The sequence below is a fragment of the Labrenzia sp. PHM005 genome (genome assembly GCF_006517275.1).
Classification (GTDB): Bacteria; Pseudomonadota; Alphaproteobacteria; order Rhizobiales; family Stappiaceae; genus Roseibium.
The window spans coordinates 1,914,695-1,930,794 of the sequence record NZ_CP041191.1 but is presented as its reverse complement, the minus strand read 5'-3'; the positions used below and the strand labels follow the sequence as shown (position 1 = coordinate 1,930,794).

Sequence of the window (16,100 nt, the reverse complement as noted above, 5' to 3'; positions counted from 1 at the left end):
ACTTAGTCGTATTTGTAGTCCAGAAGACGCGCGTTCATCTGGCCGTTGTCGGCGTAAGGCATGTACTCACGCATCAGCTTGCGGTAGCCGAGGAAGCTTTGGGTGATCTTCTTGACCAGATCATCGCTGTCGGCGCGCAGATCCGCAATCACCTCACCCGCGGCATTGCCCATGGCGACGATGACATCGTCCGGAAGTTTGCGCACCATCACACCATGCTCATCGACCAGTTTGGTCAGGGCCTGAGCGTGCTTGGTGTTGTACTCGGTCAAGACATCGTTGTAGAGGCTGGCACAGGCCTGGGTGACAACGTCTTTCAGATCGTCCGGCAGCTTATTGAAGGCATCCAGATTGACCGCGCATTCTTCGGCAGAAGACGGTTCACCAACACCAGGCCAGTAGTAGTTTTTGGCGATCTGGTAATAGCCAAGCGCACTATCGGTCCACGGACCAATGAACTCACCCGCATCCAATGCGCCGGACTGCAACGCTTGGAACATCGCCGGGCCGCTCATCGCCTGAACCGCCATACCAAGCTTAGTGCACATTTCAGAGGCAAGACCGGTGGAGCGGAATTTGAGACCTTTCAGGTCATCAACGCTGTTGATCTCGTTTCGGAACCAACCAGCCCACTGCGGACCAGAGTTTCCACACAAGAATGGCTTCAGGTTAAAACGGGCATACATCTCATCATAAAGCGCCTGACCGCCACCGTGGATCAGCCACCCCGCCTGTTCCGGAGCTGTCAGACCAAACGGCTGCGAACCGAACAGCAGAATGCCCTTGGACTTGGAGCCCCAGTAAGCCGGAACAGCATGGTAAAGCTCAGCTGTGCCTTGGCCAACCGCGTCGAAAACGCCGTTGCCCGGAACGATCTCGCCGGCAGCAAAGAGTTTAACTTCGATGCGCCCACCGGAAAGCGTGGTGATGCGGTCTGCCAGCATTTGAGCGGCAACGCCCGGACCTGGCAGGTTCTTCGGCCACGCAGTGACCATCCGCCACTGATGAACATCCTGTGCAATCGCAGGGGCTGCCAGAGATGTTGCTGCTGCCCCAGTTGCGCCGATGGCACCGGCTTTTAGAAAATCACGTCTTTTCATGCTGTCCTCGTTATTTGAAAGGTTGTTTTGGGGATGTCCGCCGTTGTCATTATCTCCCAAGGATACCCGGCAGGTTCAGCCCCTGTTCTTTTGCGCAATCCAGCGCAATCTCGTAGCCGGCATCTGCATGGCGCATCACGCCGGTGGCCGGATCGTTCCAAAGCACGCGTTCAACCCGGCGGGCCGCGTCATCCGTACCATCGCAGCAAATGACCATGCCGGAGTGCTGCGAAAAGCCCATGCCGACACCCCCGCCGTGATGCAGCGACACCCAGGTTGCGCCAGAGGCTGTGTTTAGAAGCGCATTAAGAAGCGGCCAGTCGGACACTGCGTCTGATCCGTCCTTCATGCTCTCCGTTTCGCGGTTTGGCGAAGCCACAGAACCGCTGTCTAGGTGATCGCGGCCAATGACGACCGGTGCTTTCAATTCGCCATTGCGAACCATTTCGTTGAAGGCGAGGCCCAGGCGGTGACGCTGACCGAGGCCAACCCAGCAGATCCGAGCTGGCAGCCCCTGGAAAGAAATCCGCTCACGCGCCATATCCAGCCAATTGTGCAAATGCGGATCATCCGGGATCAGCTCTTTCACTTTGGCATCGGTCTTGTAAATGTCTTCCGGATCACCGGAGAGCGCACACCAACGGAATGGGCCAACACCGCGGCAGAACAGCGGACGGATATACGCCGGAACGAACCCGGGGAAGGCAAAGGCATCTTCCAGCCCCTCTTCCAACGCCATCTGGCGAATGTTGTTGCCATAATCGAGGGTCGGAACACCGGCATTCCAGAAGTCGACCATTGCCTGCACGTGGACCTTCATTGAAGCACGGGCGGCCTTCTCAACCGCTTTCGGATCGCTTTCCGCTTTTGAACGCCACTCAGCCACGGTCCAACCCTGCGGCAAGTAACCGTTCACCGGGTCATGGGCGGACGTCTGGTCGGTAACAATGTCCGGCTTCACACCGCGCTTGACCAGTTCCGGGAACACATCTGCAGCATTGCCGATCAGGGCGACTGACTTGGCTTCACCCGCCTTGGTCCAGCGGTCGATCAACTCCAGCGCTTCGTCCAGAGAGTGCGTCTTTTCGTCGACATATCGTGTGCGCAGCCGGAAGTTGGCGCTCTTTTCATCGCATTCAACGGCCAAGCAGCAGGCGCCGGCCATGACAGCGGCCAGCGGCTGAGCGCCGCCCATGCCGCCAAGCCCACCGGTCAGGATCCAGCGGCCTTTGAGATTACCCTCATAATGCTGGCGGCCAGCTTCCATAAAGGTTTCATAGGTGCCTTGAACGATGCCTTGTGTGCCGATGTAGATCCACGAACCCGCTGTCATCTGGCCGTACATGGCCAAGCCCTTTTTATCGAGCTCGTGGAAGTGATCCCAGTTCGCCCAATTCGGCACTAGGTTGGAGTTGGCGATCAAGACGCGCGGCGCATCCTTGTGAGTCTTGAAGATACCGACCGGCTTGCCGGACTGCACCATAAGTGTCTCGTCCTCTTCCAAGGACTTCAGACTGGAAACGATCCGGTCGAAGTCCTCCCAGGTGCGCGCGGCCCGGCCGATGCCGCCGTAAACCACCAGCTCCTGCGGGTTTTCAGCAACGTCCGGATGGAGATTGTTCATCAGCATCCGCAAGGGCGCCTCAGTCAACCAGGACTTGGTATTGAGATCTGTTCCGGTCGGCGGAAAAACATCTCGAGCGTTGTGGCGGCGGTCAGTCATGGGCTTCTCCCAGGATTTCTTGTCGTTTTGTCTTGAGTTCCGGCGCGAGATCCTCCAGCGCCGTCAGAATGTCTTTCAAATGAACGCGCAAGCGGTCTGCTTTGCTTTCGTCATAGGCAAAGGGCGTATCTTCAGTGGCCAGATGCGTTGATTGCGCCAACTCCATCTGAATGGCGTGAATGCCGGTCACCGGCTGACCGTAATGGCGCGTTGTCCATCCGCCTTTAAAGCGGCCATTCAAGACGGAGGTGTAGCCAACCGAATTCGTTGTCTCGGCAACGACGGCCTGTTCGATATCCGGTGCGCAGGTCGTTCCGCCATTGGTGCCGGTGTTGAAATCCGGCAGGGTTCCCTCAAACAGAAATGGCACCTGAGAGCGGATGGAATGGCAATCATAGAGAATTGCGATGCCATGTTTTTGCCGGACACGCTCCAGCTCGGCAGTCAGCGCCTCATGATAGGGCGCATGCCATTTGGCGCGACGTGCTTCGATCTCTTTTGCATCCGGTTCTTCGCCATCGCGATAAATCGGGCGGCCGTCGAAGTCTGTTACCGGGCACAAGGTTGTCGTGTTTTGTCCCGGATAAAGGCTGACGCCCTCCGGATCCCGGTTGGCATCAATGACATAACGATGAAAGTTCGCCTTCACCATTGCTGCGCCAGGCAGGAGGTCCGAATACAGCCGGTCGACATGCCAATCCGTATCGGCAAGTTTCTGGCCGGTCTCATTCAAGCGCGACCAGATTTCCGGCGGCACATAGGTGCCCGCATGCGGCACCCCCAAAACAATCGGGCCATCTCCCGAAAAAACCTCAACCGGCTGCATGGTCACCTCCGAGCGTCAGGTTGCCCGCGCCATCTAGAAGCTCGACCAGTTTCCGGGTCCGTATCAAATCGGCAGCAGTTTCCAAATCCGGAGCCAGGAACCGGTCATCTCCAAGTTTCAGCACCGATTGACGCAGCTTTTCAATCACACTGTGCAACAGGGGACTGGTTTTGAGCGGCGCCCGGAACTCAATTCCGGCCGCACCACACAAGAGCTCCACACCCAGGATCTGTGCAAGGTTCTTGTTCATACGTTCCAGGCGGCGAGCGCCATGAGCGGCCATCGACACATGATCTTCCTGATTGGCGCTGGTCGGCGTGCTGTCGGTCGAACAAGGATTGGCCAGATGTTTGTTTTCACTCATCAAAGCCGCAGTGGTGACTTCGGCAATCATCAATCCGGAATTCAAACCCGGTTCCGGCGTCAGGAACGGTGGTAGGTTGAACGAGAGCGCAGGGTCAACCATCAGGGCAATGCGCCGCTGAGCAATCGCGCCGAGTTCGGCAATTGCGAGCGCAATCTGATCTGCAGCAAATGCGACCGGTTCTGCGTGAAAATTGCCGCCGGAAACAATCCGGTCCGCATCGATCAAAACCAGCGGATTGTCAGTCGCCGCATTGGCTTCGACTTCCAAAGTGGTGGCCACCATTCTGAGAAGATCGACACAGGCGCCGGTCACTTGCGGCTGACAGCGGATGCAGTACGGATCCTGCACCCTTGCATCATCTTCCCGGTGGCTTTCCCGGATCTCCGATCCCGCCATCACGGCGCGCATGCTTGCCGCAACTTCGATCTGGCCCCGATGGCCGCGCAGTTCATGGATTTCCGGCAACAGCGGCGCGGTCGATCCCATGATGGCATCGGTTGAGAGGCTCGCGGTCAATATGGTGGCTTCCGCTAACCGCCAAGCCTCAAACAGTCCAACTAGCGCGCAGGCCGTTGAAAATTGTGTCCCGTTGATAAGCCCGAGGCCCTCCTTTGGCCCCAGAACAACCGGTGTCAGACCGGCTTTCTTGAGCGCAGTCCCGCCCTGCATCCGCTCTCCGGCAAACTCTGCCTCACCTTCGCCAATCAGGACCGCTGCCATATGCGCGAGCGGTGCGAGATCGCCCGAAGCACCCACTGATCCTTGAGACGGGACGATCGGTGTGACGCCCTTTGCAAGGCAGCCCTCAATAAGTTCCAGAACCTCAAAGCGGACACCTGAAGCCCCCCGGCCCAAGGACAGGAGCTTCAAGACCATCATCAGGCGTGTGGTCGCCGTATCGAGCGGATCGCCGACCCCGCAGCAGTGGGATAGGATCAAATTGCGCTGCAGGGTTTCCGTATCTTCAGCCGCGATCTTGACGCTTGCCAATTTACCGAAACCGGTGTTGACGCCATAAACGGCCTCATCCCCTTGCGCGGCTTTGGCAACCCGCTCAGCCGCCAGTTTAATCGCCGGCTCTGCACAGCGATCCACCTGTACAGCCAGACTGTCACGGTAAATGCGTTCCAGCTCGGGAAGACGAACATCGCCCGGCTTAACAACAAGAGCGCTCATGCAGCTCCTCCAAAGATGCGTTTTTCAAGAGCGTTGAAGCCGATCCGGTAAGATAACTCTGCCGGATGATCGACATTCCAGACCGCTAGATCGGCGCGTTTGCCAGCTTCCAAAGTACCGCGGTCGGCAAATCCAAGCGCCTGTGCTGCAATACACGTCACACCGGTCAACGCCTCTTCCGGTGTCATGCGGAACAAGGTGCAGCCCATATTCATAGTCAGAAGAAGGGAGGCCAAGGGGGAAGAGCCTGGATTACAGTCCGTCGCCAAAGCCACAGGCACCTTGTGCTGGCGCAAAAGCTCCAGCGGCGGCAGCTGTTTTTCACGAAGCGTGTAGAACGCGCCAGGTAACAACACTGCGACCGTCCCGTTTTCCGCCATCGCCTTGACGCCCGTTTCATCCAGATATTCCAGATGATCCGCGGACAGCGCCTGATAGGATGCGGCCAAAACGGCACCACCCAGATTGGACAGTTGCTCTGCATGGAGTTTGACCGATAGACCGAGGTCCGTCGCCTTATCAAAGACCTGCTTCATCTGATCCGGCGAGAAGGCAATGCCTTCACAAAACCCGTCGACAGCATCGACAAGGCGATCGGCATGGGCTTGCTCCAATCCCGGAAGACAAACTTCGTCGAGATAAGCGTCGGCGCGGCCCTTGTATTCCGCTGGGACGGCGTGCGCAGCGAGATAACTGGTCCGCACTTCGACCGGGCGGACCTCGGAGATCTTCCGGGCAACGCGCAGCATGCTGAGTTCAGTGTCGATATTCAGTCCATAACCGGATTTGATTTCTAGCGCGGTTACACCTTCAGCAATCAGGGCATCAACACGGGCTAGAGCGGAGACCAAAAGCTCTTCTTCGCTCGCTTGGCGGGTCGCTGTTACAGTCGAAACAATGCCACCGCCGGCCCGAGCAACTTCTTCATAAGATGCCCCTTCCAGCCGCATCTCGAATTCCTTGGCCCGGTTGCCGCCAAAAACAACATGGGTATGACAATCAATCAGGCCCGGCGTCACAAGGCGCCCACCAAGGTCTTCCGCAGGCAAATCGCGGTAATCCGCCGGCAAATCCTTGCGCGCGCTGACCCAGGTGATTTGGTCGCCGTTGAGCACAAGTGCTCCATCTTCGATCAGACCATATGGCGCGCCGTTGGCGGTCATCGTGGCGAGACGGGCATTTATCAGCAAACGCTCAGACACCCTTAAAACTCCGGCTTGATTAGATTGCGTTATAAGATAATATGCATGCACATATTAAGGTGTCAACGAGGGAAAAGCCTGTATGACCAAAATCTCCACCCAAACGGTTTATGCAAAAACGGCGCTGCTTCCGAACGGATGGGCAAAGGACGTTGCGGTTCATCTGGATCGCGAGGGAAAGATTACCTCTGTTGAAACTGGCGCCAACCAAAGCGGCACAGCAACACAAATCCTGTTACCCGCCCCGTCAAACCTGCACAGCCACGCATTTCAGCGAGCCATGGCCGGCATGAGCGAACGGCGTGGATCCGAACCGACCGACAGTTTCTGGACTTGGCGGCAGATCATGTTCCGCTTCCTTGATGCGCTGTCACCGGATGATGTCGAAGCCATTGCCGCCTTCGTACAGATGGAGATGCTGGAAGCCGGTTATGCGGCCGTAGGCGAGTTTCACTATTTGCACCATCAGCCAGGTGGGACGCCGTCCGATAATCTTGCCGAAATGTCTGATCGGATCATGGCCGCGGCCACCGAAACCGGCATCGGCCTTACACATCTGCCGGTACTTTACACCTATGGTGGTTGTGACAAGCGGGATTTGGCGCCGGGTCAGATCCGTTTCGGCAATGATTTTGAGCGCTTCCAGAAACTCCATGAAATGGCATCCGATCAACTGAAATCACTTCCGAAGGATGCTGTGATCGGCGTCGCTCCCCACTCTTTGCGTGCAGTGGATGACGCCGGCCTATCCGCCGCCATCGCACTCGCCGGATCAGCTCCGCTGCACATGCATTTGGCCGAACAGGTGGCTGAAGTTGAAGAGGTATTGGAGGCGAAGGGGAAACGGCCCGTTGACTGGCTTTTGAATACACATGAGGTGTCGCACAACTGGTGCCTGATCCACTGCACCCAAATGACACCGGAAGAAACTTTGGGATTGGCCAAGACGGGTGCTGTCGCAGGCCTTTGCCCAATCACAGAATCCAGCCTTGGAGACGGCATTTTTGATGGTGTGCGTTATCTCGGTGCGGATGGGCAGTTCGGTGTTGGGTCAGATTCTAACATCCGGATTTCCTTGTCTGAAGAATTGCGCACGCTGGAATACTCTCAGCGCCTGCGCGACAAGTGCCGCGCATCTGTGGCTACAGAAGAGAAATCGACCGGCCGGGTTCTGTTTGACGGTGTGGTTGCCGGCGGCGCACAGGCCATCGGCCGGCAGTCAGGGGCAATTGCCGAAGGAGCCTATGCAGATCTGATAGCCCTTGATGGCACGCATATCGATCTGGACGGCCGCGAAGGCGACGAAATCCTCGATACCTACATCTTTGCTGGCGACGACCGCATGGTGACTGATGTCTGGTCTGCAGGCCGCCATGTTGTTCAAGGCGCAAAACATGTACAAGGCGAGGCGATCCGGGCGAAGTACCGCGCCACTATGGCGTCCTTACGCGACCGGTTATGAGGAGGTAATCCCACGTGGCTTCTGGCGAGTCCCATACCTGGACCGGCATCCGGGAAGAACTGTTGCAGCGGATCCATGACCGGATTTGGCAACCCGGCGAACTGATCCCGCATGAAGCGGATCTCGCCGAGGAATTCGGCTGTGCCAGAACCACTGTGAACCGTGCCCTCAGGGATCTTGCCGAAAGCGGCCTTGTCGTCCGTAAACGTCGGGCCGGTACGCGCGTCGTGCTTAATCCGCCGCAGCGGGCAACCTTGACCATTCCCATCATCCGGGAAGAAGTCGAAGCCCTGGGCAAGGCCTACCGGCACAGCCTGCTGATCCGCGATCAGCGGCCACTGCCACCAATGCTACATGGCGCCTTTCAAGCCGCCCTTAGCGGCGATGTTCTTTATCTAAAAACACTGCATTTCGCCGACAAACGTCCCTATGCCTTCGAAGAACGGTACATCAACCTGCAAGCCGCGCCGGAGGCGACCAAGGCGGATTTCACCAAAATCAGTGCCAACGAATGGCTCGTTCAAAACGCGCCTTACAGCCACGGCGACCTCTCCCTTTTTGCAATGAGTGCAGATAAGGCGGCTGCCGAAAAACTGGATACGGCGCCGGGCAGTGCTCTGTTTGCAATGGAACGCATTACCTGGGCAGGCGAACAACCAATCACGCATGTGAAACTGGTGTATGCACCCGGTTATAGGATGCGCACGGCTCTTTAACAGTACATACCGGTTCGCCTTCCCAAAAAGATCCGAGACGGGTCCCCAAAACCCATCTATTCAAACTGGATAAAACCACTGCAAACTTCCGTAGATCGTTGAACGAACTGGGACAGACGACTTCGATATGGTGACCTCATTTGATATTGGCGGCAGCTTCATCCGGTTTGCTCGCCCTCTGGCGGCCGGCCTAGCTGTTGAGGCAGGGCGCGTGCCAACGCCGCTCAATTCCTGGCCGGACTTTGTTGACGCTCTTCGAAGCTGTCTTCCTGACCCTGCCGGTCCTGCGGTTATCTCCCTAGCCGGTGCCTTTGATGCCGAGACTGGCCTGGCTGACGTCGCCAACATTCCATGCCTTCATGGCCGCCGCGTCGCTTCAGACTTGAGCGAAGAATTGGGTGTCCCGGTTCAGATCATCAATGATGCCAATGCATTTGCTCTAGCTGAGGCGGTGGACGGCGCCGGTGCCGGAAAAGACACTGTCTTTGCCATCATTCTCGGCTCTGGCGTTGGCGGCGGGTTGACCCATAAGGGCATGTTGGTAACCGGACATGGCGGTATTGCTGGGGAATGGGGGCACGGCCCTGTTGTCGACCCAACGGCTGCCGGCACCCTGTCAGGTATTCCCCATTTTGAATGCGGCTGCGGACAGACCGGCTGCCTGGATGCCTATGGATCGGCCCGTGGCCTGGAGAAACTGCACCAAGCCCTCCACGGAACAGACCTTTCAAGCATTCAAATTACCAGCGCTTGGCATGCAGGTGATCTTGACGCAACCAAGACAATTGACGTCTATACGACGCTTCTATCCCGCGCCCTCAGTATGGTGGTCAATCTGCTCGGACCGGACGTCATACCGGTGAGCGGCGGGCTCAGCGCGGATGAAGAATTGCTGAAGGAAATCGACAGCAAGACCCGTGCATTGACCTTGGCGGCCTATGAGACTCCGCTGGTCTTGCGCGGAACATTTGCAGACAACGGAGGTTTGCAAGGCGCAAGCATCCAAGCGCGCAAGACCTTCAAGGAAGAGTTTTTCCTAACGTCATAACCTTATGGCACCGGAAACGTCACACGCCAGCGTTTCAGAAATGTCTCGCGGGTTAGCTGATCGCGCGCCACCATCAAAGAAGGTGACAGGCCGATTGGCCGGAGGGCTGTCGAACTGAGTGTTTCTCCCTCTGCTCCTTCCTCCGTTTCCAAAAGCGGACTGATCAATAAAGCTTCGCGGAGTGCGCGCTGCCCGGCCGGTGACAGTTGAAAATCAAGAAACTCGGCAGCTGCCGCGGTATTATCTGCGCCTTTGGGGATCATGAGTGCGCGCGACAAAACAAGTGTATAATCAGAGGGAAGAACAATCCCGATCCGGTCATCCGTTTGCTGATACCCTTGCGCATAGGATCCAAGCACATTGTAGGCGATCAGGTAACGCCCTTCTGCAACCCCCCGGATAATGTCCGAAGAACAGCAGGACAGGACGGCCTGAGTACGCACAAAAGCCTCTTGCAGCGCCCCAAAGGTCGAGGCTTCCTGAGCATCAATGAATGCAAAAAGATAGCCCAAGCCGGAGCGCTCTATGTCGTAAGTGGCGATCCTACCCGCGTATCTTGTGTAAGTCGGCCGCAATAGATCCAAAAGGTCGAACCGAGATTTCGGCACTTCATCGGGCGGAACAAGTTCCTGATTGTAGACGACGACAGCCGGTTCCCGAGTGATGCCCCACAGTTCATCGCGCCAGCGAAGTGCGGGTGGCAACTGCTCAGTCTCCCTGGAAACATGGCTTTGCGCACACGCTTCATTGACCAGCTTAACCATCTGATGCACGCCGGAACTGATGACCACATCTGCTGCAGGTGCATCTTCCCTGCATTCCTGCCGTGTCTGGCTGTAGAGATCGTTCGACCCCCATTGTTCATAAACAATGGCAAGATCTGACTGGGTTTCGAGAAACGCCTCGACAACTGGTGCATAGATCGAAATATCGGCGGTCGACCGGACGATCAGTGTCTGTGTCGCGGATGGGGTTTCAAATCGTTCGATCAGTTCCGGCTCATTTGCAAATCCTTGTGTCACCTGAACCGCCAGGCCCAGGCTCAGCAGAAACGACAAGGCCGCCCAACACGTGGATCGATGTCTCATGAGCTCTCCGCTTTGATTGCCGGAAATAGGAGCGCAGCGCGAAACGTTTCCCCTTGCCGATTTTCCAAAACGAGCCGCCCTTCAAAGGAGTTTGCGACAGCATGCGCAATTGCCAAGCCAAGGCCTGAACTGTTTTGCCGGATTGGTCCTGCCTGATTGAATCGCGACCCAAGAGCAGAAAGAACATCAGGGTCGGGGCCTCCACCGCTGTCTTCGACCCATATTGAAGCGGTATCACCTTCAAGCGTCGCCCCGATCCGCACCGGAGCCCGCCCGTATTTCAAAGCATTACTCAGTAGGTTCTTGACGGCCTCCTGAAGTGACGTTGCATCCGCCAGAACCAATATCGGATGGTCCGCCACTGTCGGAACAACTTCCATATGCGGCATCAACACCGTGTGGTCGCCATCCTCAAAAACATCGAGTACGACGTCGCGCAAATCAACCCGTTCGCGGCGGACACTGTCGCCGCGGTGAATGACAAGCGCCTGACTCAGCATTTGATCGAGCAAACGGCCGAGACTGGAAGACCGGGTTTGAATCCGTTCAACAACACGTTCTCTGCGCTCCGGATCCTTCTCGTCAGAAAAGAGATCCGCCTGCGCCCGGAGTGCTGCAACAGGCGTCCGCAGTTGATGAGCGGTGTCGGAAATCAAATGCCTCATCGAATTCATCTGCCTGTCGAGCCGTCCCATGAACCCGTTCAGTGCTTGGATCATAATCGCTGTTTCGCGCGGGACATCCGTATCCAAAGGCGTAAGATCATGTGGGTCCCGCGCTGCCAAGCCACTTGCAATACGCTTCAAGGGATTGAAGACGGCCCGCACAACGAGCACCGCCAACAGCATCATTGCGAACCCGGACGCAGCCAGCACATAGAGCGCTTTCCGGGTAATATCGAAGGCCATGGCTTCCCGGGCAAGCAACGTCTGACCGACAACGATCCGGACGGTCCCACTCCAGGTACGTTCTGCAAATTGACGCGAAACGACAACATACCGGGCATTTTCACCAAAAAACGGCGCATCAAAGAAAACATCCTGAAAACCCGTCAGCCCGTCAGGAAGTACGATTTCATCGTAACCTGTGAGCGTTTCTCCATCCGGTCCCAAGATCCGATAACCGATGCGGTCATCAGGGGCGAGTGCGAGAAGTTCAAAAGCAGAATGAGGCAAAACCAGAACCGGACTGCCGTCCACAACGGCAATCGCAGAAGCAATATCATTCGCAGCTCCCACCAACAGCCGGTCGTAGGCGGACCGCGCGGCTTCCCGGCCGTATGCAAATGCGGCGACCGAGACGATCACACCGCCGAATGCCAACAGAAAGGTCACTCCCAGCGCAACTCGGGCCGTGAGTGAGGTCGCCCCCAATCTGTTGAGAAGGCTAGCCATCTGTTTCCAGCTTGTAGCCAAGCCCTCTTTGGGTTTCGATGCGCACCGAACTGCCAGACAGTTTTTTACGCAAGCGCGCAATGTAAAGCTCCAAAGCGTTCATGCTGACGTCGGTATCTTGAAAACTGAATACACCCTCAAAGAGCCGTTCCTTACTTAGGATTTTGCCCCGGTTGCGGATGAGAAGTTCCAAAAGGGAAAATTCCCGCCGTGTCAGATTAACCGGCGTGTCCTTGTGCCGAACGACGCGGGCAGTGGCATTAAAAGTTAGATCTCCGAGCAAAATCTCTTCGGCCTTGTCGCCTTTTTCGCGCCGGAAAAGGGCCTGGATACGGGCTTCCAATTCACGATGGTCAAACGGCTTCACCAGATAGTCATCCGCGCCGGAATTCAGCGTGGACACCCGGTCATCAACGGAAAATTCTGCCGTTAGTACCAGAACCGGTGTGCGGTCAGCTTTCGCGCGCATCTCTTTAAGAAGGTCTGTCCCGAGGCCATCCGGCAAATTCAAATCCAGAACGATCACATCGTAGCGCTGCACATCGAGCAGCGACCGGGCTTCGTCCAGCGTCTTTGCAAGATCACAGGCAATACCGCTCCGGTCCAGCCGGATCATAATCGCCTCGGCCATGTCAAATGTGTCTTCAACCAGCAGCAAACGCACTTTTTTCATCCTCCTTCTTTCACTCTTGCCCCGCTTGATCGGCACATGCAAGCGCGGCGGCATAGGGTGACAGGTTGATGACAGGGTTCGGCGTTAGGCTGAGAGCAAGCCCGCTGGGAGGGTCCGCACCTGCGGTCCAGCGGCTCTAATCGGCCCACCAAAGGGCCGGACCATGTGGAGGAAAACATGACACTTATGAAAATGACCCGCCGGGTCGTTCTGGCTGCGGCAGCAGCTTCCATGACATTTGCTATGCCTGCGATGGCAGACAACCACAAGATTGTCGATTCCATTCACTTCCTGATCCCTGGTGGTGCAGGTGGCGGTTGGGACGGCACTGCACGTGGAACTGGTGAAGCTCTTACGAAGTCTGGCCTCGTTGGCACAGCTTCCTACGAAAACATGTCTGGCGGCGGCGGCGGCAAGGCCATCGGCTACCTGATCGAAAATGCTGCCTCCAACCATGGCACGCTCATGGTCAACTCGACCCCGATCGTCATTCGGTCCCTGACAGGCGTTTTCCCGCAGAACTTCCGCGACCTGACACTCGTTGCAGGAACCATCGGTGATTACGCTGCGCTTGTTGTTGGCAAAGACAGCCCTATCAACTCCATGACAGACCTGATCGCAGCCTATAAAGCTGATCCGTCTGGTACAGCGATTGGCGGCGGTTCTGTGCCTGGCGGCATGGATCACTTGGTTGCGGCCATGGCGATGCAGGCAGCTGGTGAAGACCCGACAGCTTTCAAATACATCCCGTATGATGCTGGCGGAAAAGCTATGGCCGCTTTGCTTTCCGGTGAGATCGCTGCTCTGTCGACCGGTTTCTCGGAAGCAGTTGACCTTGCAAACGCGGGCGAAGTCAAAATCATCGGCGTAACGTCTAACGAACGCGTAGACACTTACAAAGATGCGCCGACAATGAAGGAGCAGGGCATTGATACGCACTTTGTCAACTGGCGTGGTTTCTTCGCAGCCCCCGGCCTGCCGGCAGACAAGCTTGAAGCCTACCAGTATGCAATCGCGAAGATGTACTCAACTGATGCCTGGGAAGAAGTCCGTGCCCGCAACGGCTGGGTGAACATCCACACGCCAGGTGATGACTTCCTCAAGTTTCTGGAGTTTCAGGAAAAGGAAATCGGCGATCTGATGAAGAAGCTCGGCTTCCTTTAATCAACCAGACTGACTGGCGGCGCGGCATAAGCTTGCGCCGCCTTGTTTATTATGTCGGGTTCCGTTTCCAATGGCTCCGACACGGTGCATACTCAAAAATCAAAACACTGGGGAGGACGCCATGGCGCTCGATCGATGGATCGCCATGATCATTTTGTTGATCTGTCTTGCTTATGGATACACGGCGTTTTTCACCATGGACGACGCTCTTGCGCCATTCATGCGCAGGAACCCGATTTGGCCTTCGACATTCCCGAAAATACTGTCGGTTCTGGCGATCATATGTTCCTTGCTGATCTTGTTAGGCTTTGAAAAGAGCAGCGGCGAGCCCAAACCATCTGAAATCAACTACCGTCGATTGACCGACTACAAACTCGGCCAGGCAATCGCTTTGCTCGTCCTGATGGTGGCCTATGCTTTGCTTTTGCGCCCTGCAGGCTTCTTGCTGTCGACCGTCGGTTTCTTGTTCCTGGGCTCCTACATCCTCGGCGAACGGCGTTACGTTACGATGGCACTGGCTTCAGCCATCGCCGCAGGCGTTGTCTGGTACCTTGTTGACCAGGTTCTTGGGATTTTCCTGAGCCCCTTGCCATTCTTCTTTAGAAACGGAGGCTGACATGCTCGAAGGAATCTTTATCGGGCTGAGCACGGCCTTTTCCGTCACCAACTTGCTGATGGTTGTCGGCGGGTGTCTGATCGGCACCTTCATAGGAATGCTGCCTGGGCTTGGGCCGATGTCGATCATCGCGATCATGATCCCGGTCGCGATTTCCATCGGCGACCCATCTGCCGCCCTCATTCTGCTCGCCGGCGTTTATTACGGTGCGATCTTCGGCGGTTCAACGTCTTCAATTCTGATCAACGCACCAGGCGTTGCCTCAACCGTTGCAACCAGTTTTGACGGTTATCCGCTCGCGCGCCAAGGCAAAGCCGGCAAGGCTCTGACCGTAGCTGCAATTTCATCCTTCTCCGGTGGCACCATTGGTGCCATCCTCTTGATGATCTTTGCGCCTGCTCTGGCAACCGTCGCCCTGCTATTTCATTCAGCTGAGTATTTCGCGCTGATGGTTGTTGGTCTTTCCGCCATTGCCGCTTTTGCTGGAACCGGCCAGGTAATCAAAGCTCTCTTGATGACCATTCTCGGCCTCATCATGGCAACCGTCGGTGAAGGCGCTTTGTTCAACATGCCGCGCTTCACCATGGGGATGATGGATCTGCAATCAGGTTTCGGTTTTATCACACTTGCAATGGCCATGTTTGCCTTGCCCGAAGCCCTCTACCTCGTTCTTGATCCGAGCCGGTCTAAGACAGATGGCGGCGATGGTGAGATCAAGGATTTGCGTATTACCAAGGAGGAAGCCAAGGCGATCACACCGGTCATCGGCCGCCAATCAATCCAAGGCTTCCTGATCGGGGTTTTGCCGGGCGCAGGGGCAACCATTGCATCCTTCCTCGGCTACGCCGTAGAGCGCAACATCGCTCCCAAGGAAGAACAGGATCAATTCGGCAAGGGCTCGGTTAAAGGTCTGGCAGCCCCGGAAAGCGCCAACAACGCCGCTTGCACAGGCTCCTTCGTGCCGCTGCTAACGCTTGGTATTCCCGGGTCCGGCACCACCGCAATCCTGCTCGGTGCTCTGATTGCCCTGAACGTCTCTCCAGGTCCGCGCCTGATGGTCGATCAGCCGGAAATCTTCTGGGCGGTCATCATTTCCATGTATCTCGGCAATGTGATCCTCCTGATCCTCAATCTGCCGCTGATTCCGTACATCGCCAAGGTTCTGGCAGTTCCGCGGAACTTCCTGATCCCCTTCATTTTGTTCTTCACTTTGATGGGCGCCTACATCGGTCAGAACAACGCGACCGAACTCCTGATCCTGGTTGGCTTCGGCATCTGCGCGACAGTGCTGCGCTTTGCGGATTACCCACTGGCACCGCTTCTGATCGGCTTCATCCTCGGCTCCATGCTGGAAGACAATTTTTCCAGGTCCATGCAGCTCTATGATGGCATTGGATTCATTTTGGAACGGCCGATGACACTAGGACTTCTGGTTCTGGCGGCAATCCTCGTGATCCTGCCGAGTTACCGCGCCCGCAGGGCCCGTGCCCGGGCGGAAGGCGTTGCTGACGGTGATTGAGATGAGCAGCGCAACGGAAGGTCGGA

The 16,100-nt window shown here is 56.6% G+C and carries 14 protein-coding genes; 6 read left to right on the top strand and 8 right to left on the bottom strand.

What is annotated here, in order from left to right; genetic code table 11:
- Positions 1-2: 2 nt before the first annotated feature.
- Genes FJ695_RS08740 through hutI form a run of 5 tightly spaced genes read right to left on the bottom strand, consistent with a single transcriptional unit; the run spans position 3 to position 6,355 of the window.
- Positions 3-1,100, bottom strand: a complete 1,098-nt coding sequence (locus FJ695_RS08740) for a TRAP transporter substrate-binding protein (RefSeq protein ID WP_141185079.1) — start codon at positions 1,098-1,100, stop codon at positions 3-5.
- Positions 1,101-1,149: 49 nt separating this feature from the next.
- Positions 1,150-2,823 carry a urocanate hydratase gene (hutU, locus tag FJ695_RS08735; protein WP_141185078.1) on the bottom strand — a complete coding sequence of 558 codons (1,674 nt, stop codon included), beginning with the start codon at positions 2,821-2,823 and terminating at the stop codon, positions 1,150-1,152.
- A complete protein-coding gene (gene hutG / locus FJ695_RS08730) occupies positions 2,816-3,649 on the bottom strand; it encodes an N-formylglutamate deformylase (RefSeq protein WP_141185077.1) in 834 nt (277 codons plus the stop codon). The genes hutU and hutG overlap by 8 nt, the downstream gene beginning before the upstream one ends.
- Positions 3,636-5,192 carry a histidine ammonia-lyase gene (hutH, locus tag FJ695_RS08725; RefSeq protein WP_141185076.1) on the bottom strand — a complete coding sequence of 519 codons (1,557 nt, stop codon included), beginning with the start codon at positions 5,190-5,192 and terminating at the stop codon, positions 3,636-3,638. Before hutH ends, hutG begins: the two co-directional genes overlap by 14 nt.
- Positions 5,189-6,355: an imidazolonepropionase gene (gene hutI / locus FJ695_RS08720; RefSeq protein ID WP_247653855.1), complete on the bottom strand. Its 1,167-nt coding sequence runs from the start codon at positions 6,353-6,355 to the stop codon at positions 5,189-5,191. Before hutI ends, hutH begins: the two co-directional genes overlap by 4 nt.
- A 121-nt stretch (positions 6,356-6,476) precedes the next feature.
- Here hutI and FJ695_RS08715 point away from each other — a divergent pair, with 121 nt between their 5' ends.
- The 3 genes from FJ695_RS08715 (at position 6,477) to FJ695_RS08705 (ending at position 9,620) form a co-directional block, all read left to right on the top strand.
- Entirely contained in the window at positions 6,477-7,856 is a 1,380-nt protein-coding gene (locus FJ695_RS08715) for a formimidoylglutamate deiminase (protein WP_141185074.1), read from the top strand.
- A gap of 14 nt (positions 7,857-7,870) precedes the next feature.
- Positions 7,871-8,572, top strand: coding sequence for a UTRA domain-containing protein (locus FJ695_RS08710; protein ID WP_141185073.1), 702 nt, complete (start codon positions 7,871-7,873; stop codon positions 8,570-8,572).
- 127 nt (positions 8,573-8,699) lie between these two features.
- The gene (locus tag FJ695_RS08705; protein WP_141185072.1) at positions 8,700-9,620 is read left to right on the top strand and encodes an ROK family protein; all 921 of its coding nucleotides are present in this window, start codon (positions 8,700-8,702) and stop codon (positions 9,618-9,620) included.
- Positions 9,621-9,622: 2 nt separating this feature from the next.
- Here FJ695_RS08705 and FJ695_RS08700 read toward each other — a convergent pair whose 3' ends face one another.
- Genes FJ695_RS08700 through FJ695_RS08690 form a run of 3 tightly spaced genes read right to left on the bottom strand, consistent with a single transcriptional unit; the run spans position 9,623 to position 12,766 of the window.
- The gene (locus FJ695_RS08700; protein ID WP_141185071.1) at positions 9,623-10,708 is read right to left on the bottom strand and encodes an ABC transporter substrate-binding protein; all 1,086 of its coding nucleotides are present in this window, start codon (positions 10,706-10,708) and stop codon (positions 9,623-9,625) included.
- Complete coding sequence (locus tag FJ695_RS08695) at positions 10,705-12,102, bottom strand: sensor histidine kinase (protein WP_141185070.1); 1,398 nt, start codon at positions 12,100-12,102, stop codon at positions 10,705-10,707. Before FJ695_RS08695 ends, FJ695_RS08700 begins: the two co-directional genes overlap by 4 nt.
- Positions 12,095-12,766: a response regulator transcription factor gene (locus FJ695_RS08690; RefSeq protein WP_209010979.1), complete on the bottom strand. Its 672-nt coding sequence runs from the start codon at positions 12,764-12,766 to the stop codon at positions 12,095-12,097. Before FJ695_RS08690 ends, FJ695_RS08695 begins: the two co-directional genes overlap by 8 nt.
- A gap of 186 nt (positions 12,767-12,952) precedes the next feature.
- Between FJ695_RS08690 and FJ695_RS08685 the strand changes: the two genes are divergently transcribed.
- The 3 genes from FJ695_RS08685 (at position 12,953) to FJ695_RS08675 (ending at position 16,074) form a co-directional block, all read left to right on the top strand.
- Positions 12,953-13,939, top strand: a complete 987-nt coding sequence (locus FJ695_RS08685) for a tripartite tricarboxylate transporter substrate binding protein (RefSeq protein WP_141185069.1) — start codon at positions 12,953-12,955, stop codon at positions 13,937-13,939.
- A gap of 121 nt (positions 13,940-14,060) precedes the next feature.
- Positions 14,061-14,555 (top strand): tripartite tricarboxylate transporter TctB family protein, encoded by a 495-nt coding sequence (locus FJ695_RS08680; protein WP_141185068.1) that lies wholly within the window; start codon positions 14,061-14,063, stop codon positions 14,553-14,555.
- 1 nt (position 14,556) lies between these two features.
- On the top strand, positions 14,557-16,074 hold the full coding sequence (locus FJ695_RS08675; RefSeq protein ID WP_141185067.1) for a tripartite tricarboxylate transporter permease: 1,518 nt from the start codon (positions 14,557-14,559) through the stop codon (positions 16,072-16,074).
- Positions 16,075-16,100 lie beyond the last annotated feature (26 nt).

What these genes read in the sequence shown, in the direction of transcription:
- FJ695_RS08740 (WP_141185079.1), bottom strand. Translation starts at nt 1,100, where the DNA reads ATGAAAAGACGTGATTTTCTAAAAGCCGGTGCCATCGGCGCAACTGGG.
- hutU (WP_141185078.1), bottom strand. Translation starts at nt 2,823, where the DNA reads ATGACTGACCGCCGCCACAACGCTCGAGATGTTTTTCCGCCGACCGGA.
- hutG (WP_141185077.1), bottom strand. Translation starts at nt 3,649, where the DNA reads ATGCAGCCGGTTGAGGTTTTTTCGGGAGATGGCCCGATTGTTTTGGGG.
- hutH (WP_141185076.1), bottom strand. Translation starts at nt 5,192, where the DNA reads ATGAGCGCTCTTGTTGTTAAGCCGGGCGATGTTCGTCTTCCCGAGCTG.
- hutI (WP_247653855.1), bottom strand. Translation starts at nt 6,355, where the DNA reads ATGACCGCCAACGGCGCGCCATATGGTCTGATCGAAGATGGAGCACTT.
- FJ695_RS08715 (WP_141185074.1), top strand. Translation starts at nt 6,477, where the DNA reads ATGACCAAAATCTCCACCCAAACGGTTTATGCAAAAACGGCGCTGCTT.
- FJ695_RS08705 (WP_141185072.1), top strand. Translation starts at nt 8,700, where the DNA reads ATGGTGACCTCATTTGATATTGGCGGCAGCTTCATCCGGTTTGCTCGC.
- FJ695_RS08700 (WP_141185071.1), bottom strand. Translation starts at nt 10,708, where the DNA reads ATGAGACATCGATCCACGTGTTGGGCGGCCTTGTCGTTTCTGCTGAGC.
- FJ695_RS08695 (WP_141185070.1), bottom strand. Translation starts at nt 12,102, where the DNA reads ATGGCTAGCCTTCTCAACAGATTGGGGGCGACCTCACTCACGGCCCGA.
- FJ695_RS08685 (WP_141185069.1), top strand. Translation starts at nt 12,953, where the DNA reads ATGACACTTATGAAAATGACCCGCCGGGTCGTTCTGGCTGCGGCAGCA.
- FJ695_RS08680 (WP_141185068.1), top strand. Translation starts at nt 14,061, where the DNA reads ATGGCGCTCGATCGATGGATCGCCATGATCATTTTGTTGATCTGTCTT.
- FJ695_RS08675 (WP_141185067.1), top strand. Translation starts at nt 14,557, where the DNA reads ATGCTCGAAGGAATCTTTATCGGGCTGAGCACGGCCTTTTCCGTCACC.